The organism is Methylobacterium sp. PvP105 (genome assembly GCF_017876975.1).
GTDB classification, from domain to species: Bacteria; Pseudomonadota; Alphaproteobacteria; order Rhizobiales; family Beijerinckiaceae; genus Methylobacterium; species Methylobacterium radiotolerans.
Map to the genome: position 1 here is coordinate 4,822,137 of NZ_JAGIPA010000001.1, position 21,957 is coordinate 4,844,093.

The window sequence follows — 21,957 nt, forward strand, 5'->3', positions numbered from 1 at the left end:
TGGCCGTCTCGGCGCCGGCTTCTCGGGCCGGCCATCCGCCCTGTCTAGCAGATCGGCGGTGCCGACCGCCAACGCAATCCTGCGGCTCGGCCGCGGAACGTCGCACGCACCGTCCGAAACCGCACCGTCCGATACCGCACCGGCCGATCGCGCGCGGCGGTCCCGCCCGTCAGTGGCCGCCGCCTCCGCCCGCGCCGGCATTCGGCCGCCGGATCATCGGGACCGCGCAGGCCATCGCGAGGAACAGGACCGTGAGGGTCAGGAACACGTCCTCGAAGGCCATGACGAGGCCCTGGATCCGCACCGTGTTGGTCATCGCCTTCAGCGCCATGCCGGAGGCGGCGCTGCCGTAGGCGTCGAAGCCGCGCTGCAGCGCGTCGAGGCGCTCCAGCGCGGCCGTGTTCGCCCAGGTGAAGCGCTCGTGGAGCCGGGCGAGGTGCAGGTCCCAGCGGTCGTTGAGGATCGTGTTGATCAGCGCGAGCCCGACCGCGCCGCCGAGGTTGCGGGTCAGGTTGAACAGCCCCGACGCGTTCTTCATCCGCGCCGGCGGCAGCGTGCCCAGCGCGATGTTGTTGATCGGGATCATGCACAGCATCAGCGAGCAGCCGCGCAGGATCTGCGGCAGCAGCAGCTCGTAGAAGTCCCAGTCCTTGGTGAGCCCGGTGACGATCCAGGTGCCGCAGGCGAAGCCGACGAAGCCGATCCCCATCATGATGCGGGGATCGACCCTGCCCGAGAGCCGGCCGGCGATCGGGGCGGTGGCGAACATGCACAGGCCGGAGACGAACATCGTCTCGCCGATCATCAGCGCCGAGTAGCCGCGCACCCGGGCGAGGTAGACCGGGTAGATGTAGGTCAGACCGTAGAGGCCGATGCCCAGCACGAAGCTCGCCACGCAGCCGCTGGCGAAGTTCCGGTCCGAGAAGGCCCGGAGATCGACGATCGGCTGCTTGGCCGTGAAGACCCGCCAGAAGAACAGCAGCGCCGACGTCCCGCAGACGACCGCGCAGGCGAAGACCGCCTCGTCCTGCAGCCAGTCGTGGTTCGGCCCCTCCTCCAGCACGTACTCGAGGCAGCCGAGGAAGCCGGCCATGAAGGCGAGGCCGGCCCAGTCGAACGATCTGATCAGGCCGTAATTGGGCTCGTCGAAATCGACCAGGATCCAGGTCGAGACGGTCACGAAGATGCCCGGCACGACGTTGATCAGGAACAGCCAGTGCCACGACATCAGGTCGGTCAGGTAGCCGCCCACCGTCGGGCCGATCGTCGGCGCCAGCGTCGCCACGAGGCCGATCATCGGCGAGACGATGGTCCGCTTCGAGGGCGGGAAGATCGTGAAGGCCGCGGCGAAGACGGTCGGGATCATGCCGCCGCCGATGAAGCCCTGGAGCGCCCGCCAGACGATCATCTCGCCGATCGACGAGGAGGTGGCGCACATCAGGCTCATCAGGGTGAAGCCGCCCGCCGAGATGGCGAACATCCAGCGCGTCGAGAGCACCCGCGACAGGGTGCCGGAGAGCGGGATCGAGATGACCTCGGCGATCAGGTAGCTGGTCTGGACCCAGGGGATCTCGTCGCCGGAGGCCGAGAGGCCGGCCTGGATCTCGTTCAGGGAGGCCGAGACGATCTGGATGTCCAGGATCGCCATGAACATGCCGAAGACCATGCAGACGAACGCCACCATGCGGCGGCGGTCGAGGGGCGGATCGGCGGCGCGGATCGGCGCGCCGGGCGCGAGGGCGGCGCTGGCGGCCATGGCCGGTCTCAGCGGCTCGCGGTGCTGACCGGCCGCGCCGCGGAGGCGCGGTCGAGGACGGAGCGGTCCGCGCCGGTGCGGGTATCGACCCGCACCACCGCCGACAGGCCCGGCCGCAGCAGGCCCTCCCGGGCGACCTCCTCGGGCACGCGCACCCGGACCGGCAGGCGCTGGACGATCTTGGTGAAGTTGCCGGTGGCGTTGTCGGGCGGCAGCAGGCTGAAGACCGAGCCGGAGGCCGGCGAGAACGATTCCACCACGGCGTGGATCTCACGGTCCGGATAGGCGTCGACCGTCACGGTCACCGGCTGTCCGGGACGCATGCGCTCGACCTGGGTCTCCTTGAAGTTCGCGTCGATCCGGACGCTCTGGAGCGGGACCAGCGCGGCGACCCGCGTGCCGGGCCCGACATAGGCGCCGGCCTCGACGGCCTTGTTGCCGACCACACCGTCGAAGGGCGCGCGGATGACCGTGAAGTCGAGGTCGCGCCGGGCCCGGTCGACGGCGGTGCGGAGTTCCGCCGCGAGGCTCTCCGCCTCGCGCTTCTGCGCCTGGAGCACGTCCACGTTGGCGCGGGCCGCGAGGAGGCCCGCCTCCATGGCCTTCACGGAGGCCTCGGTGCGGTCGCGGTCGGCACGGGTCTGGTCGATGCGCGACTTGGCCACGTAATCCGCCTGCATCTGCGTCGACCGGGCGAAGTCGGCCTGGGCGCGGACGGCGTCGGCGCGGGTCGCGTCGAGCTGCGCGGCGGCCTGGGCGACCTGGGCCTGCGCCGCCTCGGCCTGCCGGCCGATCCGCGCGATCGTGCTCTCCTGGGTGGCGAGCTTGTCCTGCGCCGCCTGCAGCGCGAGGCGGTAGTCGCCGTCGTCGAGCTTGGCGATGACGTCGCCCTTCCTCACCGCGAGGCCGTTCACCACCGGGACCGACTGGAGATAGCCCGGGATCTTGGCCGCGAGGACCGAGATGTCGGCCTGGACGTAGGCGTCGTCGGTCGAGACGAAGAACCGCCCGACGGTCCACCACTGCCACCCCTGATACGCGCCGCCGCCCAGGGCGGCCGTCAGCAGTCCGAGCAGGACGAGCCGCCTCATGGAGCGCTTGCGCGCGGGCGGCGCCTCGACCGGCACGGGCGTCGGCAGGGACGCCGCGGTGGCGGCCGGCGCGGTGCGCTCGGCACGCGCCTCGTCCCCGGCCTCGATTCGGGTCTCAATACCGGTCTCGAGACCGGAACTCGGCCGATCGGCGTCCTCGCGAAGGGACATATCAGCGCCTCGAAAGAGATGACCGAACCGTTCGGTCAATAACCAGGCACGACTTGACGCGCCCCCGAAGAAGCCGCAGGTTATTTTGACCGAACGGTTCGGTCAAGCGTGACGGTGTCACGGTGCGGAGCGGGATGATGGCTCAGGGTGCGGCGCTGGAGCGGGGTCAGGCCCAGCACGAGGGCGACAAGCGGCAGCAGATCCTCGAGGGCGCGCGGACGGTGTTCCTGGCGGCGGGGTTCGACGGGGCCAGCATGGGCGAGATCGCCCGGGCGGCCGGGGTCTCGAAGGGCACGCTCTACGTCTACTTCGAGAACAAGGAGGACCTGTTCGAGGCGCTGGCGATCCAGGAGAAGGCCAGCCTCGCCGAGGCCCTGTTCACCCTGGACGCGGACGATCCCGACGTGCCGGGCGTCCTGACGCGGCTCGGAAGCAGCTTCCTGACCGAGATGTGCCGGCCGGCGCACGTCTCGCTGGTCCGCATGGTCATCGGCGCGAGCGAGAAGTTTCCGCGCTTCGGGCAGGTCTACTATCAGGCCGGTCCGGCCCGCGGCGTCGAGCGCCTCTCGCGCTACCTCGACGCGCAGGTCCAGGCGGGGCGCCTGACGATCGCCGACACCGAGCTCGCGGCCCGGCACTTCCTGCATCTCTGCCAGGCGGGTCTGCTGACCCGCCTGCTGTTCGCGGCGGGCGGCATCGCCGGCGAGGCCGAGATGCGCCATCAGGTCGACGAGGCAGTCCGGGTGTTCCTGGCCGGGTACGGCCCCGCGCGCTGAGGCGCAGCTCAGGCGGGAAACGTCGTTGCGAGCGCGGCGAAGCGATCCAGCGGCGCGACGCTCGCAGAATGTTGCGCCGACCTGGGTTGCTTCGCCGCGCTCGCAATGACCGGGTTTAGCCGGCGGCGCGCAGCTCCGGCAGGGCCTCGGCGCTCCAGATCCGCACGTGGGCATCGATGGCGAGCGCCTCGTCGACGTCGGCGGGCGCGGTCCGGTACCGGCCGGCGAAGTGCGCGCAGGCGCGCTCGACCAGATCGCTGATCCCGTAGAAGCCGATCCGGCCGGCGATGAAGGCCGCCACCGCGATCTCGTTGGCCGCGTTCATCACGGTCGGCGCCGCACCGCCCGCCGCCAGCGCCGCGCGGGCGATCCGCAGGCACGGGAAGCGCGCCTCGTCCGCGGCCTCGAAGGTGAGCGATCCGAGCTTCACGAGGTCGAGGGGGCGGCCCCGCTGGATCGTGAGCCGGTCACCGAGGCCGAGGCAGTGCGAGATCGGCACGCGCATGTCGGGCAGCGCCAGCTCGGCGGTCACGGCGCCGTCGAGCCAGTAGACCATCCCGTGGATCACCGATTGCGGGTGCACCACGACGTCGAGCCGCTCGGGCTCGATGCCGAACAGGTGGTGCGCCTCGATCAGCTCGAGCCCCTTGTTCATCAGGCTCGCCGAATCGATGTTGATCTTCATCCCCATCGACCAGGTCGGATGGGCGGCGGCCTCGGCCGCGGAGGCGGCGGCGATCCGCTCGCGGCTCCAGGTCCGGAACGGGCCGCCCGAGGCCGTGATCATCATGGTGCGGACGTCGGCGAGCGGCCGGCCGGCCAGCGCCTGGCTCAGCGCGTCGTGCTCGGAATCCATCGGCAGGATCGTGGCGCCGTAGCGGGCGGCGTCGCGCATGAAGGCGTCGCCGGCGCAGACGAGGCTCTCCTTGTTGGCGAGGGCGACCTTGCGGCCGAGCCGAAGGGCCGCGTGGGTCGATTTCAGCCCCGCCGCCCCGCTCACGGCGGCGACGACGATGTCGGCGTCGCGGGCGGCGGCCTCCATGACGGCCGCCTCCCCCGCCCCGCTCGGGATGCCGGAGCCCGACAGGGCCTCGGCCAGCGCCGGGCCCGCGGCCTCGTCGGCGAGCGCCGCGAAGGAGGCGTTGAGCTCGCGGGCGACCTTGGCCAGGGCGACGGGATCCTTGCCGCCCACCAGGGCGCCGACGCGGAAACGGTCGGCGTGCTGGGCCAGGAGGTCGGCGGTGGAGCGGCCGATCGAGCCGGTGGCGCCGAAGACGGTGACGACCTGGGTCACGGGTTCAACTCCCTCATCGTCACGGGATCAGACCGCCGCCGCGCAGGGCGAGATAGACAGCCGCCAGCACGGCGACCGCGAAGAATCCGTCGAGCCTGTCCATGACGCCGCCGTGGCCGGGGATGATCTTCCCCGAATCCTTGACGCCGTAGCGGCGCTTCAGGCCGGATTCGATCAGGTCGCCCGCCTGACTCAGGACCGAGGCCAGCGCGCTCACGCCCGCCACCACCGGGAGGGAGGCGGCGCTGGGCAGGGTCGTGCCGGCGAGGTCGGCGACCACCGGGACCAGCGTCCCGGCGGCGACCGCGCCGACGAGGCCGCCGAGGGCGCCCGACCACGTCTTGTTGGGCGAGACCCGCGGCATCAGCTTGGGGCCGCCGATCTTCCGACCGGCGAAGTAGGCCGCGATGTCGGTGGACCAGACCACCGCGAACATCCAGGCCGGCCCGACGAGGCCGATGGCAGGATCGTCGCGCAGGGCCACCGGCACCGCCGCGATCGCCGCCGCGCCGAGCACCCCGAGGAAGGCGCGGAGCCGGCCCCGGCCGGTCCGCGCCACCGTGGCGCAGGCCGCGGCGCCGAGCAGCAGGACCGCGAGGCAGGCCGGCGTCGGGGCGCCGCCGCGCTGGCAGAGCAGCAGGGCGCCGAGCGTCGCCGCGCCCAGCGCGATCAGCACCTCGCGGGGCTCCGTGCGGCTCATCACCATCCACTCGGCGAAGCCGACGATGCCGGCGGCGAGCCAGATCCCCGCGAAGAGCCAGCCGCCATAGACGAGCGCGGCCAGCACGCCGGCCCCGAGCACGAGGCCCGAGGCGACGCGCAGCCACAGCTCGCGCCGCCCCGAGGGACGCGCGGCCGGTGCGGCGGCGGAGGTCACGCGCGTCCCGTCCCGCGCCTCAGACCTGCATGATCTCCTTCTCCTTGGAGGCCAGCACGCCGTCGATCTCGGCGATGTACTGGTCGGTCGCCTTCTGAACGTCGGTGGCCTGACGCTTCTCGTCATCCTCCGAGATGGCGCTGTCCTTCAGGAGCTTCTTGAGGTGGTCGAGGCCGTCCCGGCGCACGTGGCGCACGGCGACGCGAGCCTCCTCGGTGTACTTGTGGGCGACCTTGACCATCTCCTTGCGGCGCTGCTCGTTCATCTCGGGGATGCGGAGCCGGATGGTCTGCCCCTCGGTCTGCGGGTTGAGGCCGAGGTCGGATTCGCGGATCGCTTTCTCGACGGCCGTGACCATGCTGCGGTCCCAGACCGAGATCGACAGGAGCCGGGGCTCCGGCACGCTGACGGTGGCGACCTGGGCCATCGGCATCATCGAGCCGTAGGCGTCGACCTGGATCGGGTCGAGGAGCGACGGCGTGGCGCGCCCGGTGCGCAGCGAGCCGAGATCCTTCGAGAGCGAGGCGACGGCGCCCTGCATGCGGCGCTTGATGTCGTTGAGATCGAATTCCGGTGTGGCCATGAGGGTCGTCCCGAGACGTCTGACGTGGTCTTGAGCCCGGCGCGGGCAGTCGCGGCCTCAATGGACGAATTTTTTCAGGGCCGCAAACGGTCGCGACCCCGATCGTGCCGCGTGTCAGGGCGCCACGAGGGTCGAGGGCGCGTCGCCCGACAGGATCGCGGCGATCGAGCTCGGCGGGTGGAGCGAGCCGACCACGATCGACAGGCGGCTCTCCCGGGCCAGCGCGAAGGCGGCGGTGTCCATCACCTTGAGGTCGCGGGCGATCGCCTCGTCGTGGGTGATGCGGTCGTAGCGCGTGGCACTCGGATCCTTCTTCGGATCCGCCGAGTAGACGCCGTCCACCTGCGTCGCCTTGAGAACCGCGTCGCAGCGCAGCTCGGCGGCGCGCAGCACCGCGGCGGTGTCGGTGGTGAAGAACGGGTTGCCGGTGCCGCCGGCGAGGACGACAACCTGGCCCTTGTCCAGATGGTGCAGCGCCGGCTGGCGGGCGTAGGTCTCGCAGATGGTCGGCATCGACACCGCCGACATGGTCCGCGCCTGGACGCCCGCGGCGTTGAGCGCCGTCTCGATCGCCAGCGAGTTCATCACCGTGGCCATCATGCCGAGGGAATCCCCGGTCGCCCGGTCGATCCAGCCGGCCGCGGAGATCCGCGCCCCGCGGATCATGTTGCCGCCGCCCACCACGATGGCGATCTCGGCACCCGCCTCGATCGTGCGGGCGATGTCCTCGGCGAGCGCCGCCAGGGTCGGCGGATGCAACCAGTAGCCGTCCGGAGCGGCGAGCGCCTCGCCCGACAGCTTCACGAGGATACGGCGAAACGGCGTCGTCTCCGGCATCTGGGCCCCCGGCTCCATCCCGCATCGCGCAAGCGGGGAGGCTTCTACGTCAACCGCCCGAGCGCCGTCGAGAGGCCCGGCACCGATACGGCGGGGATCGTGGGCCGAAATGCTACCGGCGCGCGAGCGACGTGCGAGAGACGGTCGCCCGGGGAGGACGTCTGCGCCGCCGGCGCGGTCCGAATCCGGAGCGCCGGCGCCGGCTCTCAGCTGCCGGCGAGGACGCCGACGGCGCCGAAGACGGTCATGGCGAGGCCGGAGGCGAACACGCCGATCATGAGGTAGGAGAAGGGTTTCAGAGCCATGCCGGGAACGTAGAGCGGCGCCGCGAGGCGGGGCGTGCGGCGCAACACGGCCCGGCGTGGATCGATCCCGCGACTCCGGAAACGCGAAGCCCCGCCCGGCTCGTGCCGGACGGGGCTGGTCACGCGCGAGCCCGGCAGGCCCGGCGCTCGCGCTCGAACTCAGGCGCGGCCGGCCTGCTGGGCGACCTCGGTGGCGAAGTCCGGACCCTCTTCCTTCTCGATGCCGTCGCCCAGCGCGTAGCGGACGAAGCCCGTCAGGGTCACGGGGCCGCCGACCTTGGAGCCGGCCTCCTTGAGGACCTGGCTCACCGTCTTGGAGCCGTCGTGCACGAAGGGCTGCTCCAGGAGGGTGACCTCCTTGTAGTAGCTCTTCAGGCCGCTCTCGATGATCTTGGCGAGGACGTGGTCCGGCTTGCCGGCGTTCTTCTCGCGCAGGATGTTCGACTCGCGCTCCACCGTGGCGGCGTCGACGCCCGAGGCGTCCAGCGCCACCGGGTTGGTCGCCGCGATGTGCATGGCGATCTGGCGGCCCAGCGCCGAGAGCGCGTCGACGTCGCCCTCGGACTCGAGCGCCACGAGCACGCCGATCTTGCCGAGGCCCTCGGAGATCTGGTTGTGCACGTAGGAGGCGATGACGCCCTTCTTGACCTCGAGCTTGGTGACCCGGCGCAGGTTCATGTTCTCGCCGATGGTGGCGATCAGGGCCTGCAGCTTCTCCGAGACGGTCTCGGTGGCGCCCGGGAAGTGGGCGGTCTGGAGCCCCTCCAGCGTGCCGTCGGTGTTCAGGGCGATCTTGGCGGCTTCGCGGGCGAAGGCCTGGAAGGCGTCGTTGCGGGCGACGAAGTCGGTCTCGGAGTTCACCTCGACCACGGCGGCGTGGTGGCCGGCGGACTCGACGGCGACGAGGCCCTCGGCGGCGACGCGGCCGGCCTTCTTGGCGGCCTTGGCGAGACCCTTCTTGCGCAGCCAGTCGACGGCGGCCTCGATGTCGCCCTGCGTCTCGTTGAGCGCGCCCTTGCAGTCCATCATGCCGGCGCCGGTCTTCTCCCGGAGCTCCTTCACCATCGCGGCGGTGATGTTGGCCATGGCGGTCCCTTTCGTGTGGTCTGGATGCGAGAGGCCCGGCGCGCGGGTGAGCGGCCGGGCCCGGTATGCCTGGATTCGCGACGGCCCGATGACGGTGCCGCCGCGAAGCCCCGTTGGATCAGGCCGCGGCGGCGGCCTCGACGAAGCCGCGGGCCTGGGAGACCCACGAATCGCGGTCGATGCGGCCGTTGAGCTTCAGGTCGGCATCGACCTTGGCGACGTCCTCGGGCGTCATCGCGGCGAGCTGCCAGTAGTGGTAGATGCCGGCGTCGTTGAGCTTCTGCACGATCTGCGGGCCGGCGCCATTCAGCTTGGTCAGGTCGTCCGGCGCGCCGCGCGGGGCGGCGAGCAGCTCGAAGTGCTCGGTCGACTCGGCGAGCATCGCCACGTCGGCCGGGTCGAGGGCGTCGGACTCGACCGTGACGGCCGCGTCGTCGTTCGCCGGCAGCTCCTCGGCCATCGGCTCCTCGGAGGCGCCGAGATCCATGCCCGACGAGCCCTGGGCGCGCGAGATGCCGTCGATGGCGGCCTTGGCGATCAGGTCGCAGTACAGCGCGATCGCGCGGCCGGCGTCGTCGTTGGCCGGGACGATGTAGCTGATGCCGTCCGGGTTGCAGTTGGTGTCGACGATGGCGGCGACCGGGATGCCGAGGCGGTTCGCCTCCTTGATCGCCAGCTGCTCCTTGTTGGTGTCGATCACGAACAGCAGGTCCGGGACGCCGCCCATGTCCTTGATGCCGCCGAGCGCCTTCTCGAGCTTCTCCTTCTCGCGGGAGAGCATCAGGCGCTCCTTCTTGGTCAGGCCCGGGCCGCCGGTCTCCAGCGTCTCGGTGACCTTGCGCAGGCGCGAGATCGAGCCCGAGATGGTCTTCCAGTTGGTGAGCATGCCGCCCAGCCAGCGGGAGTTGACGTAGTACTGGGCCGACCGCTTGGCCGCCTCGGCGATCGTGTCGGCCGCCTGGCGCTTGGTGCCGACGAACAGCACGCGGCCGCCCTTAGCGACGGTGTCGCTCACCGCCTGCAGCGCCTGGTGCATCGCCGGCACGGTCTGGGCGAGGTCGATGATGTGGATGTTGTTGCGCGTACCGAAGATGTACGGCTGCATCTTCGGGTTCCAGCGGTGCGCCTGGTGACCGAAATGTGCGCCCGCCTCGAGGAGCTGACGCATAGAGAAATCGACGGCCATGTCTTTGTGCTCTCCGGTTATATCCGCCGCGGAGGGATGCGGCCGGCCGAGATCTCGGACGACCACCGGAAACGCCTCATTCAGGCATGAGGCCGGCTCCGCGTGTGGGATGGGCGGGCGCTTAGCAGAGGGCGGGTCCGAAGGCAAGAAGCGGCGGGGTGGCGCGGGCCATCCCTCGATCACAGCCTGGGTTCAGAGCGCTTGCACCGCGCGGGCGCGCCTCGCGACAGTTCGGACCGTGGCGGCGGTCGCCTTCGACACCCTGAAATCCGCCCGGACCCTCCGGGAGAGAGCCAAGCTGTCCCCGGAACAGGCGGAGGGCTTGCCCGATGCCATGGCGGAAGCGCTGCAGGGCGATCGCGTCACGAAGGCGGATCCGCGCGTCGAGCTGGCGGATACGCGGTCCGAAATCGTGCGCTGGGTGGCGGGCTCGATCGGCTTCCAGACACTCGCTGTCATCGGCGCGGTCGTCGCCCTCGCCCGGGCTCTGCACTGACAGGCGCGCAGCCCGGATCACCCGCCCGCGAACACCGCCGCCACGTCCTCGGCCGTCATCACCCGGTGCGCGCCCGCCGGCAGGTCCGCCGGCAGAGCGAGGCCGCCGACCCGGTCCCGGTGCAGCGCCGCGACGTGGTTGCCGACGGCGGCGAACATCCGGCGGACCTGGTGGTACCGGCCCTCCGTCAGGGTCACCGCGCAGCGGGTCGCGTCCTCGACGTCGAGCCGCACCGGCAGGAGCGGGCGCTCCTCGCCCTCCAGGACGAGCGTGCCCGCGGCGAACACCTCCGCCTCGCGGCCGGTCAGCGGCCGGTCGAGGGTCACGCGGTAGCGCTTCGCCACCTGCGCCTTCGGGCTGATGATCCGGTGCAGCAGCGCCCCGTCGTCGGTCAGCAGCAGCAGGCCCGAGGTCTCCTTGTCGAGGCGTCCCACCGTGGAGAGCGGCGGGTCGCGGCGGCGCCAGCGCTCGGGGAGGAGCCCGTAGACCAGCGGGCCGGCCTCCTTGTGGGAGCAGGTCACGCCCAGCGGCTTGTGCAGCATCAGGCACAGGCCGGGGAGCGGGTCGAGGGATTCGCCGTCGACGGTGAGGCGCTCCGGCAGGTCCGGCGCGAGGGCGACCCGGTCGCCGGCATCCGCGAGTTCAGCGCCGTCGAGGCGGATCGCGCCGGCGCGGGCGAGGGCCTGGATCTCGCGGCGCGAGCCGTAGCCGAGATTGGCGAGGAGCTTGTCCAGGCGGACGGATCTCGCCGCGCTCATGGAAGCGGCGCCCTCATCGGCGGGCCTCGTAGACCCGGTAGCCGTTCGCCTGGACGGCCACCGCGACGTGCCGGAACGCCTCGCGCAGGCTCGCCTCGTAGGGCAGGTGCGCGTTGGCCACGAGCCACAGCGCCCCCCCGGGGCGCAGGGCCTCGGCCGCCCGCGCGATGAACGCCCGGCCGAGCGCCTGATCCTCGCTCCCGCCCTCGTGGAACGGCGGGTTCGTGACGACGAAGTCGAGGTTTTCCGGCACCGCGCCGGACGCGCGGATATCGGCCCAGAGGATCGTCGCGCGCGGATCGGCGACGTTGCGGCGCGCCATCTCGACGGCGCGCCGATCGATCTCCAGCAGGGTCAGGGCGGTCACGGCCTCGGACCCCAGGACGGCCCGCGACAGGATCCCGAGGCCGCAGCCGAAATCGGCGCCGCGGCCCTTGAGGGCGGGGAGGTTCGCCAGGAGCAGCGCCGTGCCGGGATCGAGCCGGTCCCACGAGAAGATGCCGGGCTGCGTGCACAGGGCGAGGTTGTCGACGTGGCGCGGGCCGCCCTCGTCGATCGCCTCGGCGACGCCGGCGAGGTCGGTCGGGCGCTCCGCCGTGCAGATCCGGTGATGCCGGCGCGGCTGGTCGGCGGCGGCGCAGCCGAAGGTCGTCAGTTCCTTGGCCAGGCGGGTTCCGCCGCGATCCTTGGGCGCCAGGGCGACCATGCGGCCGCCGGGCCCGAGGGCGCGCAGCACCTGGGCCAGCACGTAGCGCCGCTCGACCGTTCCGGGCGGCGCCAGCACGGTGGCCGCGTCGAGGCTGTTCTCGGACAGGTCCTCCAGCCGCGCGGCGCCGGGAATCAACGGGGAGAGCTGGACGGCGTCGCCCGGGACCTCGGCGAGGTCCACCGGCGGCAGGCCGTAGACGGCATGGCGCATAGACAATTCGGGATTTGGAGTGCCGAATCCGGAACGCGAATCCGCGGCGGAGCGGGGTAAACCCGCGCCCGACTCGGTTCATCCGGGGGGAACACCGCTTTTATACCGGAACCCGCCGGGAAGCCCAGCCTCCCGCGCGCGACCCGGCGCGTCAGCCCCGCGGGAATTCCAGGCCCATCTCGCGGTAGCGGGCCGGATCGTCGGCCCAGTTCTCCCGCACCTTCACGTGCAGGAACAGGTGGACCTTGGCGTCGGCCGCCTCGGCGATCTCGATCCGGGCCGCCTGCCCGATCGACCGGATGGTCTGGCCGCCCTTGCCGAGCACGATCGAGCGCTGGCTCTCCCGCTCGACGAAGATCGTCTGCTCGATCCGCACCGAGCCGTCGGGCCGGATCTGCCACTGGTCGGTCTCCACCGTGGAGCGGTAGGGCAGCTCCTCGTGCAGCCGGTCGTAGATCTTCTCGCGGGTGATCTCGGCGGCGAGCATGCGCAGGGGCGCGTCCGAGACCTGATCCTCCGGATAGAGCCAGGGCCCCGGCGGCATGCGGGCGGCCAGCGCCCGGCGCAGGTCGGCGACGCCGTCGCCGTTCAGCGCCGAGATCATGAAGGTCTCGGCGAAGGGCGCGGCGGCGTTGAGCTTCGCGGCGAGATCGAGGAGCCGCTCGCGCGGGATCAGGTCGATCTTGTTGAGGATCAGCAGCTTCTCGCGCTTCACCTCGCCGAGCCGGCCGAGCACCGCCTCCACCTCCGCGTCGACGCCCTTGCGCGCGTCGACCAGCAGGCAGACGGCGTCGGCGTCGGCGGCGCCGCTCCAGGCCGAGTGCACCATCGCGCGGTCGAGGCGGCGCTTGGGCGCGAAGATGCCGGGGGTGTCGACCAGGACGACCTGGGCCGACCCCTCGATGAGGATGCCCCGCACCAGGGCCCGGGTCGTCTGCACCTTGCGCGAGACGATCGAGACCTTGGTGCCGACGAGGTTGTTGAGCAGGGTCGACTTGCCGGCATTCGGCACGCCGATCAGCGCCACGAAGCCGGCCCGCGCGTCGGCGGGCGTGCCGGGAAGGGTGGACGGGTCGCGCGCGGGCTCCCGGGCCGGCGCGCTGTCGGGCCCGTCCCGCTCGTCGTGATCGTCCTGCTCGTGCGCGCTCATGCTGTCTCCGTCGGCTCCGCATCCGCGGAGGCCCCGATTCCCTCCCGCTCCATCAGCGCCCGGGCGGCGGCCTGCTCGGCGATCCGCTTCGACGTGCCGTCACCGAGGCCGGGCTCGAGGCCCTCGACCTGCACGGCGATGCGGAACCGGGGCGCGTGGTCGGGACCGGTGCGCTCCACCACCGCGTAGGTGGGGATCGGCAGGCTGCGGCCCATGGCCCATTCCTGCAAGGCGGATTTGGCGTCGCGGCCCCGGGCCGCCGCGGTCGGCTCGCCGGGGCGGAAATGGGTCTCGACCACCGCCCGGGCGGCGTCGAACCCGGCGTCGAGGTAGATCGCGCCCAGGATCGCCTCGCAGACGTCGGCGAGGATCGTCTGGTTGCGCCGGCCGCCGCCCATGACCTCGCCCTGGCCGAGAATCAGGTGCGGGCCGACCTCCCAGGAGGCGGCCACGGCCGCGCAGGTCTCGCGCCGGACGAGGGCGGCGAGGCGCCGGGAGAGGTCGCCCTCGTCGGCCTCCGGGAAGGCGCCGTAGAGCCGGTCGGCGACCGCGAGCCCGAGCACCCGGTCGCCGAGGAATTCCAGGCGCTGGTAGCTGCCGCCCCGGCCGCTCGCCTTGCTGGTGTGGGTCAGCGCGCGGGTGAGCAGGTCCTGATCGCCGAAGCTGTGCCCGATCCGCTCCTCGAGGGCGGTCAGGGGCGGGCGCGGCTTGTGGGCCCGCCGGGATCGGGCGTTCGCCCGGGGCTGCGCGGCGTCGTCCAAGTCCGGGCCGGTCAATGGATCGTCGTGAACAGGCGCGACCAGCGCACGTGGGCCGGCCAGTTCCAGACCTGCCACGCCGGCGTGCCCTCGTCGATCGAGAAGAAGATCATCTCGGCGCGCCCGACCAGATTGGCGAAGGGCACGTAGCCGACATTGGCGAGATCGCGCGAATCGGTGGAGTTGTCGCGGTTGTCGCCCATCATGAAAAAGTGACCGGGCGGGACCGTGTACAGCTCGGTCTTGTCCCAGAATCCGTTGTCGCCGTCGCGCTCGATCACCCGGTGGACCACGCCGTTGGGCAGGGTCTCCAGGTACTGGGGCACCTTGGTCGGCTGGCCGTAGGGGTCGGTGGTCTCGTAGTCGGCGATCCGCTCGCGCTTGACCGCCTTGCCGTTGATGTTGAGCACGCCGTCGATCATCTGGATCTTGTCGCCCGGCAGGCCGATCACGCGCTTGATGTAGTCGGTCGAGTTGTCCTTGGGCAGCTTGAACACCGCGATGTCGCCGCGCTTCGGGTCGGCTCCCCAGATCCGGCCGTCGGCCTGGATCGGAATGTATTCCGAGAGAGGCAGCGAGTACTTGGAATAGCCGTAGGAATATTTCGACACGAACAGGTAGTCACCGATCAGCAGCGTCGGCACCAGCGAGCCCGAAGGGATGTTGAACGGCTGGAACAGGAGCGTCCGCACCACCAGGGCGATCAGCAGCGCCTGGATGCCGACCTTCAGCGTCTCGCGGATGCTGGCCCAGGTGCCGGTCTCGGCAGGTTTCCTGAGCGGCTTGCCGTCGTAATCCACGCGCGCGTTCCGTCTTCGGTTGAGGTGCATCGCCCGCGCTCAGCGGGGCGCGGCCCCGCCGCGCGCGGCCTGATGTGCGGTTGTCCCGAGGAATGCGCCGCAATCGTGTCCGCCGTGTCCGGCGGTCTAGACCATGCGCGAGCCCCCCGCAACGCGCGACCGCCGCTGGCTAATCCGCGACGCCGGCCTCAACCGGCGACAGAGACCGGCAAGGCCTCGATGATCACGAAGGCCTGCGCCATCGGCGGATCGTCCGTGAGGCTCACGTGCAGGCGCGCCGCGTGCCCCGCCGGCAGCAGTTCCGCGAGCCGCTCCGCCGCGCCGCCCGCGAGCCGCAGGGTCGGCTGGCCGGAGGGCAGGTTCACCACCTCCATGTCGCGCCAGAAGACGCCGGCGCTGAGGCCGGTGCCGAGCGCCTTGGCGCAGGCTTCCTTGGCGGCGAAGCGGCGGGCGTAGCCCTCGGCGCGGGCGGCCCGCCGGTCGCAGCGGGCCCGCTCCCCGTCGGTGAAGACCCGGTGGGTGAAGCGCGCGCCGTGCCGCTCCAGGGTCCGGGCGATCCGGCGGATGTCGCAGAGATCCGAGCCGATCCCGACGATCATGGGTGCCGCGCCCGGTCCATGGCGGCCCGCATGTCGCGCACCGCCCGGTCGAGTCCCACGAAGATCGCGTCGGCGATCAGGGAATGGCCGATGTTCAGCTCCCGGATCTGCGGCAGGGCCGCCACCGGGCCGACGCTGCCGAGGGTGAGCCCGTGGCCCGCGTGGATCTCGAGGCCGAGGCCGGCGCCGTGCTCCGCCGCGCGCCGGATGCGGGCGAGCTCGCGCGCGGTCCGGGCGTCGTCGTCCTCCAGAGCCGCCTCGCAGTAGCTGCCGGTGTGCAGCTCGACCACCGGCGCCCCGAGGGCGCGGGCGGCGTCCATGATCGCGGGCTCGGGCTCGACGAACAGCGAGACGCGGATGCCGGCCTCCGCGAGGGCCCGGATGCGCGGCGCCAGGTGCTCCCGGCCGCCGACGATGTCGAGGCCGCCCTCGGTGGTGCGCTCCTCGCGCTTCTCCGGGACGAGGCAGGCGGCGTGCGGGCGGGTGTCCAGCGCGATCGCCACCATCTCGTCGGTGGCGGCCATCTCGAAGTTGAGCGGCACGGACAGGCCGCGCTTGAGCGCCGCGATGTCGGTGTCGCGGATGTGGCGCCGGTCCTCGCGGAGATGCGCGGTGATCCCGTCGGCGCCCGCCTCGACGGCGAGCAGGGCCGCGCGCACCGGGTCCGGGTAGTCGCCGCCGCGGGCGTTGCGGACGGTCGCGACGTGATCGATGTTGACGCCCAGGCGCAGTTTCTCGGAGGTCATCCGCTCGTTCGTCCCCGTGTCGGCGCGGTGCGACAGGCATACCGGCGGGGTCCGGAGGGCGCGGCGCGCCCTCACCCCGTGCCGGCGATATGCGGAGGATCGCGCGCGCCGGCAAGACGCCCGGGGCCCGCGGCGTCACGCGACCGGGACGCGGGCGGCCTCCGGCGGCCGCCCGCTTCTCGAGGGGCCGGTGCGGCCCGCCCGGTCAGGCGAGCCGCAGGCGCGACCGGCTGTCCTTCCGCTCGGGCAGTGTGTCGAGGGCGGTCCGGACGATGGTTTTGGCGTCGAGGCCTGCCTCTGCGTACATCTTCTCCGGGCTGTCGTGGTCCTGGTAGGCGTCCGGCAGCGTCATGGTCCGCACCCGCACGCCGCCCGCGTCCAGCGCGCCGCGCTCGGCCAGCAGGTGCAGCACCATCGCGCCGAACCCGCCCCGCGAGCCCTCCTCCACCGTGATCAGCACCTCGTGGTCGCGCGCCAGATCCAGGATCAGCGCCTCGTCCAGCGGCTTGGCGAACCGCGCGTCCGCCACCGTCACCGCCACGCCCTGCTCGGCCAGCGCGTCCGCCGCCTTCAAGGCCTCCGCCAGCCGCGTGCCGAGCGACAGGAGCGCCACCCGCGCCTCCGCGTCCCGGCGCACCACCCGGCCCTTGCCGATCGCCAGGACCTCGCCCCGCTCCGGAAGCTCGACGCCCACCCCCTCGCCGCGCGGGTAGCGCAGCGCGATCGGGCCCGTGTCGTGGGCGTGGGCGGTCGCCACCATGTGCACCAGCTCGGCCTCGTCGGCCGCCGCCATCACGGTCATGTTCGGCAGGCAGCACAGGTACGCCAGGTCGAACGCGCCCGCGTGCGTCGCCCCGTCCGCGCCGACCAGGCCCGCCCGGTCCAGGCAGAACCGCACGGGCAGGTTCTGCAGCGCCACGTCGTGCACCACCTGGTCGTAGGCCCGCTGCAGGAAGGTCGAGTAGATCGCCACGAACGGCCGGTAGCCCTCGGTCGCCAGACCGCCCGCGAACGTCACCGCGTGCTGCTCGGCGATGCCCACGTCGAAGGTCTTGTCCGGGTGCGCCTTGCCGAACAGGTCGATGCCGGTCCCGCCCGGCATGGCGGCGGTGATCGCCACGACCTTGTCGTCGGCGTCGGCCGCCTTGATCAGGCTCTCGCCGAACACCCGCGTGTAGGCCGGCGCGTTCGGCTTGGCCTTGGCCTGGATCCCTGAGACCACGTCGAACTTGACCACGCCGTGGTAGCGGTCGGCCGAGGCCTCGGCCGGCGCGTAGCCCTTGCCCTTCTGGGTGACGACGTGGAGCAGGATCGGGCCGTGCTCGGCGTCGCGGACGTTCTTGAGCACCGGCAGCAGGTGGTCGAGGTTGTGCCCGTCGACGGGGCCGACGTAGTGGAAGCCCATCTCCTCGAACATGGTGCCGCCGCCGACCACCAGCGAGCGGGCGTACTCCTCGGCCGCGGCGGCGCGCTGGTAGAGCGCCTTGGGCAGGAGCTTGCCGAGCTGCTTGGCGGTCTCGCGCAGGGACTGGTAGGCGCCGCCCGACGCCAGCCTTGCGAGGTAGGCCGACATGGCACCGACGGGGGGCGCGATCGACATGTCGTTGTCGTTGAGGATGACGATCAGGCGCGAGTGCAGGGCGCCGGCGTTGTTGAGGGCCTCGTAGGCCATGCCGGCCGACATCGAGCCGTCGCCGATCACCGCGATGGCGTTGCGGCGCTTCTGCGCGCCGCCCTTCTGCTTGGCGGTGGCGTTGTCGAGGTCGCGGGCGACCGCCATGCCCAGCGCGGCCGAGATCGAGGTCGAGGAGTGGGCGGCGCCGAAGGGATCGTAGACGCTCTCGCTCCGCTTGGTGAAGCCCGACAGGCCGCCGCCCTGGCGCAGCGTGCGGATCCGGTCGCGGCGCTCGGTGAGGATCTTGTGCGGGTAGCACTGGTGGCCGACGTCCCAGACGATGCGGTCGTCGGGGGTGTCGAACACGTGGTGCAGCGCCACCGTCAGCTCGACCACGCCCAGCCCCGAGCCGAGATGGCCGCCGGTGATCGAGACCGCGTCGATCATCTCGGCGCGCACCGCGTCCGCCACCGCCTGAAGCTCCGACTCCGGAAGACGCCGAAGCGCCGATGGAGACGGAACGCGGTCCAGCAACGCCGATTGCTCAGGGGAGAGTGCCAATGCTCGCATCCGTTCGTTCGAGTATGGCGACGGCTCCGCCGCGGGCCCTCGGCAACCGCGACGCCAGCAGCCCGGGGACGCGCGTTCATGCTAGAACCCGCCCGTCCGTCGCTGTCATGATAGTGCCAGTTACGGACGAACGGCGGCGCGATCAATGTCGGGCCGGCGTTTTTTTCGATCACGTGCCCTTAACGCCACAAGAGGCCCGCCTTTGAATCCGGCTCGTCTGTGCACAATCCTGCTCATGCTCGCGATTACGGGTAACGGCCAAGCTTACGCCCAGCCGCGGCCGCCGGACGGCAATCTCGACTTCCTCTGCAACTTCCTCGGCGACTGCCCGGCGCGGGTCTCGCCGGGCGGCCCGGACCGCGACGCCCGCCCCTTCGGCAACAGCCTCGGCCGGCCCTGCGCGTGGCGGGACCGCCCGACCCCGGAGGGCGTGCGCCGGGTCCGCGTATGCTGGTGAGGCGCCACCCAGGGCTCGCCGCCGCGGCCGTGGCCGCGGTTCTGGCCCTCGCACCGGGCGCGGTCCCGGCCCGGGCCCAGGATGCCTGCCCGGGCCTGTTCGCCGACGGGCGGACGCCGGTCCTCACGAACCCGAAGCTCGCCGTCCGCGCGGTCCCGCTGTGCTTCGAGGCCTTCGCGGTCCTGCATTCCGGCGTGACGCGCACGCCGCTCTACGCCGCCGAGCACCTCACGCGCGCCAGCGTCGCGGCCGCCCGGGCGGTGGCCCGCGACGACGCCTTCCACGAGGAAACCCGGCTGCCGGAGGATCAGCGCGCCTCGCTGGAGGATTACGTCCGCAGCGGGTTCGACCGGGGCCATCTCGCCCCGGCCGGGGACATGCCGACCCTCAGTTCCCAGGCCGAGTCGTTCAGCCTCGCCAACATCGTGCCGCAGAACCGCGTCCTGAACCGCGGGCTCTGGGCGGATATCGAGGAGAGCACCCGGCGCCTGGCCACCCGCCGCGGCGCGCTCTTCGTCGTCACCGGGGTGATCTTCGCGGGCGACGCGGTGCAGCAGATCAAGGGCGGCGTGCTCGTCCCGACGCAGCTGTTCAAGGCCGTGTACGACCCGTCCCGCGGCGAGGCGGGCGCCTACCTCGCGCGGAACGACGATTCGAAGGACTGGCGCGCCCTGTCGATCGAGGATCTCCAGCGGGAATCCGGCATCGACGTCTTCCCCGGCCTGCCGCCCGCGGCGCGGGCGACCGCGATGAGCCTGCCGGACCCCCATGCCTCCGCCCGCGCGGACGAGCGCCGGCCCCGCCACGAGCAGACGTGGCAGGAATGGCTCGAGCGCGAACTCACCCGTGCCCTGCGCAAGCTCGTCCGCGACTTCCTGCGCACGTTCTTCTGAGAGGACCCGATGCCCGAGGACAAGCGACGCGCCCGGCGCAAGGGCGAGAGCCCGGATGACAAGAGCGGGCGTGACGAGAGCCCGGCCATCGCGGGCTTCGTGCCGTTCGCGGACGAGGCCGGCGCGCGCTCCATCGGCGCCCTATGCTTCGAGAACGGCACGGACCGGATCGCCGTGCACGGGTCGATCGACCTGACCCGCGACCGGACCGGCCTGGATCAGGCCAGACTGCTCCGGGAGACGCTGGACGCGATCGTGAAGGCCCTGGAGGGGTCCGATCTGCCGGAGGCGGTGGCGGAGGCGCCGGACGCGCCGCCGCGATCGGTCAAGAACCCGTTCGCGTGAGCGTTCCGCTCCCCGCCGAGATCCGGCCCGTCCTTGCCGCGTCCCGGCGGGCCTGATAGTCGGAGAGGGTCATTCCTATATCGTAGGGACGCGCGTCCAGGACGGGTGCTGAGGCCCGGTGCCTGACCCGTGCCGCTGGCACGATCCGCGCGGTCCCGAACAACGCGCCGAGGACGATCCGCGATGGCTCGCGAATTCATCTACCACATGCGGGGCCTGACCAAGGCCTATACCGGCGGCAAGAAGGTCCTGGATAACGTCAACCTGTCCTTCTACCCGGACGCCAAGATCGGCGTCCTGGGCATCAACGGCGCCGGCAAGTCGACGCTGCTGAAGATCATGGCGGGCATCGACAAGGAATTCACCGGCGACGGCTGGGTCGCGCAGGGCGCGCGCGTCGGCTACCTGCCCCAGGAGCCCCAGCTCGACCCGAACAAGACCGTCCGCGAGAACGTGATGGAGGGCGTCGCCGAGAAGCAGGCCATGCTCGACCGCTACAACGAGCTCGCCATGAACTACTCGGAGGAGACCGCCGACGAGATGACGGAGCTCCAGGACCGGATCGAGTCGCTGGGTCTCTGGGAACTCGATTCGAAGGTCGACCAAGCCATGGAGGCCCTGGGCTGCCCGAGCGACGAGCAGCCGGTCGCCACCCTGTCGGGCGGCGAGCGCCGCCGCATCGCGCTCTGCCGCCTGCTCCTGTGGGAGCCGGAGCTGCTGCTCCTCGACGAGCCGACCAACCACCTCGACGCCGAGACGGTGAACTGGCTGGAGGGCCACCTGCGCCAGTATCCGGGCGCGATCCTGATCGTCACCCACGACCGCTACTTCCTCGACAACGTCACCAGCTGGATCCTGGAGCTCGATCGCGGCAAGGGCATCCCGTACGAGGGCAACTACTCGGCGTGGCTGGTCCAGAAGCAGAAGCGCCTGGAGCAGGAGGGCCGCGAGGACATGGCGCGGCAGCGCTCCATCGCCCGCGAGCAGGAGTGGATCGCCGCCTCGCCGAAGGCGCGCCAGTCCAAGTCGAAGGCCCGCATCACCCGCTACGAGGAGCTGGTCGCTAAGCAGGCGCAGAAGGTCGACGCGGCCGCGCAGATCGTCATCCCGATCGACGAGCGGCTCGGCAACAACGTCATCGAGTTCGAGCACCTCAGCAAGGCGTTCGGCGACCGGCTGCTGATCGAGGACCTGTCGTTCAAGCTGCCCCCGGGCGGCATCGTCGGGGTGATCGGCCCGAACGGCGCCGGCAAGACCACCCTGTTCAAGATGATCACTGGCCAGGAGAAGCCCGACAGCGGCAAGATCGAGGTCGGCGAGACGGTGAAGCTCGGCTACGTCGACCAGTCGCGCGACGCCCTCGATCCGAACGCCACGGTCTGGCAGGAGGTCTCGGGCGGCAACGACATCATCTATTTCAACAAGCGCGAGATCAACTCGCGCGCCTACTGCGCGGCCTTCGCCTTCAAGGGGCCCGACCAGCAGAAGAAGGTGGGCACCCTCTCGGGCGGCGAGCGCAACCGGGTGCACCTCGCCCGGACCCTGAAGGGCGGCGCCAACGTGCTGCTCCTCGACGAGCCGACCAACGACCTCGACATGGAGACCCTGCGCGCCCTCGAGGACGCGCTGGAGGATTACGCCGGCTGCGCGGTCATCATCAGCCACGATCGCTGGTTCCTGAACCGCATCGCGACGCACATCCTGGCCTTCGAGGGCGACAGCCACGTCGAGTGGTTCGAGGGCAATTTCTCCGACTACGAGGCCGACAAGGTGCGCCGGCTCGGGGCGGATTCGATCATGCCGAAGAAGATCAAGTACAAGCGCTTCTCGCGCTGAGACCGGTCGCGCTCCCGAGCGCCGCCGGCGTTTCCGGAGCCGCGCGCCCGTCC

The 21,957-nt window shown here is 71.6% G+C and carries 22 protein-coding genes; 6 read left to right on the forward strand and 16 right to left on the reverse strand.

Annotation, left to right across the window (positions count from 1 at the left end; all coding sequences use genetic code 11):
• Positions 1-169 precede the first annotated feature (169 nt).
• Positions 170-1,756 (reverse strand): DHA2 family efflux MFS transporter permease subunit, encoded by a 1,587-nt coding sequence (locus tag J3A75_RS23580; RefSeq protein WP_070999951.1) that lies wholly within the window; start codon positions 1,754-1,756, stop codon positions 170-172.
• 8 nt (positions 1,757-1,764) lie between these two features.
• Entirely contained in the window at positions 1,765-3,018 is a 1,254-nt protein-coding gene (locus J3A75_RS23585) for an HlyD family secretion protein (RefSeq protein WP_070999952.1), read from the reverse strand.
• Positions 3,019-3,155: 137 nt separating this feature from the next.
• On the opposite strand from J3A75_RS23585, the gene J3A75_RS23590 reads away from it, so the two are divergent.
• Complete coding sequence (locus tag J3A75_RS23590) at positions 3,156-3,794, forward strand: TetR/AcrR family transcriptional regulator (RefSeq protein ID WP_012320383.1); 639 nt, start codon at positions 3,156-3,158, stop codon at positions 3,792-3,794.
• Between the two features lie 115 nt (positions 3,795-3,909).
• Here J3A75_RS23590 and dxr read toward each other — a convergent pair whose 3' ends face one another.
• The 6 genes from dxr to J3A75_RS23620 form a co-directional block, all read right to left on the reverse strand.
• Complete coding sequence (gene dxr, locus J3A75_RS23595; protein WP_012320384.1) at positions 3,910-5,088, reverse strand: 1-deoxy-D-xylulose-5-phosphate reductoisomerase; 1,179 nt, start codon at positions 5,086-5,088, stop codon at positions 3,910-3,912.
• Positions 5,089-5,107: 19 nt separating this feature from the next.
• Positions 5,108-5,965, reverse strand: coding sequence for a phosphatidate cytidylyltransferase (locus J3A75_RS23600; RefSeq protein ID WP_070999953.1), 858 nt, complete (start codon positions 5,963-5,965; stop codon positions 5,108-5,110).
• A 19-nt stretch (positions 5,966-5,984) separates the two neighbouring features.
• Complete coding sequence (frr, locus tag J3A75_RS23605) at positions 5,985-6,548, reverse strand: ribosome recycling factor (RefSeq protein WP_012320386.1); 564 nt, start codon at positions 6,546-6,548, stop codon at positions 5,985-5,987.
• Between the two features lie 114 nt (positions 6,549-6,662).
• The gene (gene pyrH / locus J3A75_RS23610; protein WP_024829306.1) at positions 6,663-7,385 is read right to left on the reverse strand and encodes a UMP kinase; all 723 of its coding nucleotides are present in this window, start codon (positions 7,383-7,385) and stop codon (positions 6,663-6,665) included.
• Between the two features lie 464 nt (positions 7,386-7,849).
• The gene (tsf, locus tag J3A75_RS23615) at positions 7,850-8,776 is read right to left on the reverse strand and encodes a translation elongation factor Ts (protein ID WP_012320389.1); all 927 of its coding nucleotides are present in this window, start codon (positions 8,774-8,776) and stop codon (positions 7,850-7,852) included.
• 118 nt (positions 8,777-8,894) lie between these two features.
• Positions 8,895-9,962, reverse strand: a complete 1,068-nt coding sequence (locus tag J3A75_RS23620; RefSeq protein WP_012320390.1) for a 30S ribosomal protein S2 — start codon at positions 9,960-9,962, stop codon at positions 8,895-8,897.
• 238 nt (positions 9,963-10,200) lie between these two features.
• On the opposite strand from J3A75_RS23620, the gene J3A75_RS23625 reads away from it, so the two are divergent.
• The gene (locus tag J3A75_RS23625; RefSeq protein WP_043074161.1) at positions 10,201-10,458 is read left to right on the forward strand and encodes a hypothetical protein; all 258 of its coding nucleotides are present in this window, start codon (positions 10,201-10,203) and stop codon (positions 10,456-10,458) included.
• Between the two features lie 17 nt (positions 10,459-10,475).
• Here the strand turns inward: J3A75_RS23625 and J3A75_RS23630 are convergent, their stop codons facing one another.
• From J3A75_RS23630 to dxs, 8 genes are all read right to left on the reverse strand, one after another.
• Positions 10,476-11,216, reverse strand: a complete 741-nt coding sequence (locus tag J3A75_RS23630; protein WP_012320392.1) for a pseudouridine synthase — start codon at positions 11,214-11,216, stop codon at positions 10,476-10,478.
• A gap of 13 nt (positions 11,217-11,229) precedes the next feature.
• On the reverse strand, positions 11,230-12,135 hold the full coding sequence (locus J3A75_RS23635; protein ID WP_012320393.1) for a class I SAM-dependent methyltransferase: 906 nt from the start codon (positions 12,133-12,135) through the stop codon (positions 11,230-11,232).
• 151 nt (positions 12,136-12,286) lie between these two features.
• On the reverse strand, positions 12,287-13,285 hold the full coding sequence (era, locus tag J3A75_RS23640) for a GTPase Era (RefSeq protein WP_012320394.1): 999 nt from the start codon (positions 13,283-13,285) through the stop codon (positions 12,287-12,289).
• On the reverse strand, positions 13,282-14,061 hold the full coding sequence (gene rnc / locus J3A75_RS23645; RefSeq protein ID WP_012320395.1) for a ribonuclease III: 780 nt from the start codon (positions 14,059-14,061) through the stop codon (positions 13,282-13,284). Before rnc ends, era begins: the two co-directional genes overlap by 4 nt.
• Positions 14,058-14,873 carry a signal peptidase I gene (gene lepB, locus J3A75_RS23650; protein WP_012320396.1) on the reverse strand — a complete coding sequence of 272 codons (816 nt, stop codon included), beginning with the start codon at positions 14,871-14,873 and terminating at the stop codon, positions 14,058-14,060. Before lepB ends, rnc begins: the two co-directional genes overlap by 4 nt.
• A 158-nt stretch (positions 14,874-15,031) precedes the next feature.
• Entirely contained in the window at positions 15,032-15,442 is a 411-nt protein-coding gene (gene acpS, locus J3A75_RS23655; protein WP_012320397.1) for a holo-ACP synthase, read from the reverse strand.
• Positions 15,439-16,188, reverse strand: a complete 750-nt coding sequence (locus J3A75_RS23660; RefSeq protein WP_024829303.1) for a pyridoxine 5'-phosphate synthase — start codon at positions 16,186-16,188, stop codon at positions 15,439-15,441. Before J3A75_RS23660 ends, acpS begins: the two co-directional genes overlap by 4 nt.
• 205 nt (positions 16,189-16,393) lie before the next feature.
• The gene (gene dxs, locus J3A75_RS23665; RefSeq protein ID WP_024829302.1) at positions 16,394-18,373 is read right to left on the reverse strand and encodes a 1-deoxy-D-xylulose-5-phosphate synthase; all 1,980 of its coding nucleotides are present in this window, start codon (positions 18,371-18,373) and stop codon (positions 16,394-16,396) included.
• A 235-nt stretch (positions 18,374-18,608) separates the two neighbouring features.
• Between dxs and J3A75_RS23670 the strand changes: the two genes are divergently transcribed.
• The 4 genes from J3A75_RS23670 (at position 18,609) to ettA (ending at position 21,904) form a co-directional block, all read left to right on the forward strand.
• Positions 18,609-18,830, forward strand: a complete 222-nt coding sequence (locus tag J3A75_RS23670; RefSeq protein WP_043074162.1) for a hypothetical protein — start codon at positions 18,609-18,611, stop codon at positions 18,828-18,830.
• Complete coding sequence (locus J3A75_RS23675) at positions 18,821-19,723, forward strand: DNA/RNA non-specific endonuclease (protein ID WP_012320401.1); 903 nt, start codon at positions 18,821-18,823, stop codon at positions 19,721-19,723. Before J3A75_RS23670 ends, J3A75_RS23675 begins: the two co-directional genes overlap by 10 nt.
• Before the next feature lie 9 nt (positions 19,724-19,732).
• Positions 19,733-20,068, forward strand: coding sequence for a hypothetical protein (locus tag J3A75_RS23680; protein WP_012320402.1), 336 nt, complete (start codon positions 19,733-19,735; stop codon positions 20,066-20,068).
• A gap of 183 nt (positions 20,069-20,251) precedes the next feature.
• Positions 20,252-21,904, forward strand: a complete 1,653-nt coding sequence (gene ettA / locus J3A75_RS23685) for an energy-dependent translational throttle protein EttA (protein WP_012320403.1) — start codon at positions 20,252-20,254, stop codon at positions 21,902-21,904.
• The last annotated feature ends 53 nt before the right edge of the window (positions 21,905-21,957 follow it).

Bases quoted from the DNA above. Each gene is read 5' to 3' on its own strand.
- J3A75_RS23680 (WP_012320402.1), top strand. From the start codon at position 19,733: ATGCCCGAGGACAAGCGACGCGCCCGGCGCAAGGGCGAGAGCCCGGAT.
- pyrH (WP_024829306.1), bottom strand. From the start codon at position 7,385: ATGCCGGAGACGACGCCGTTTCGCCGTATCCTCGTGAAGCTGTCGGGC.
- J3A75_RS23580 (WP_070999951.1), bottom strand. From the start codon at position 1,756: ATGGCCGCCAGCGCCGCCCTCGCGCCCGGCGCGCCGATCCGCGCCGCC.
- J3A75_RS23670 (WP_043074162.1), top strand. From the start codon at position 18,609: ATGCTCGCGATTACGGGTAACGGCCAAGCTTACGCCCAGCCGCGGCCG.
- J3A75_RS23630 (WP_012320392.1), bottom strand. From the start codon at position 11,216: ATGAGCGCGGCGAGATCCGTCCGCCTGGACAAGCTCCTCGCCAATCTC.
- frr (WP_012320386.1), bottom strand. From the start codon at position 6,548: ATGGCCACACCGGAATTCGATCTCAACGACATCAAGCGCCGCATGCAG.
- era (WP_012320394.1), bottom strand. From the start codon at position 13,285: ATGAGCGCGCACGAGCAGGACGATCACGACGAGCGGGACGGGCCCGAC.
- lepB (WP_012320396.1), bottom strand. From the start codon at position 14,873: ATGCACCTCAACCGAAGACGGAACGCGCGCGTGGATTACGACGGCAAG.
- J3A75_RS23585 (WP_070999952.1), bottom strand. From the start codon at position 3,018: ATGTCCCTTCGCGAGGACGCCGATCGGCCGAGTTCCGGTCTCGAGACC.
- J3A75_RS23660 (WP_024829303.1), bottom strand. From the start codon at position 16,188: ATGACCTCCGAGAAACTGCGCCTGGGCGTCAACATCGATCACGTCGCG.
- acpS (WP_012320397.1), bottom strand. From the start codon at position 15,442: ATGATCGTCGGGATCGGCTCGGATCTCTGCGACATCCGCCGGATCGCC.
- J3A75_RS23590 (WP_012320383.1), top strand. From the start codon at position 3,156: ATGGCTCAGGGTGCGGCGCTGGAGCGGGGTCAGGCCCAGCACGAGGGC.
- J3A75_RS23675 (WP_012320401.1), top strand. From the start codon at position 18,821: ATGCTGGTGAGGCGCCACCCAGGGCTCGCCGCCGCGGCCGTGGCCGCG.
- ettA (WP_012320403.1), top strand. From the start codon at position 20,252: ATGGCTCGCGAATTCATCTACCACATGCGGGGCCTGACCAAGGCCTAT.
- J3A75_RS23620 (WP_012320390.1), bottom strand. From the start codon at position 9,962: ATGGCCGTCGATTTCTCTATGCGTCAGCTCCTCGAGGCGGGCGCACAT.
- J3A75_RS23635 (WP_012320393.1), bottom strand. From the start codon at position 12,135: ATGCGCCATGCCGTCTACGGCCTGCCGCCGGTGGACCTCGCCGAGGTC.
- dxs (WP_024829302.1), bottom strand. From the start codon at position 18,373: ATGCGAGCATTGGCACTCTCCCCTGAGCAATCGGCGTTGCTGGACCGC.
- tsf (WP_012320389.1), bottom strand. From the start codon at position 8,776: ATGGCCAACATCACCGCCGCGATGGTGAAGGAGCTCCGGGAGAAGACC.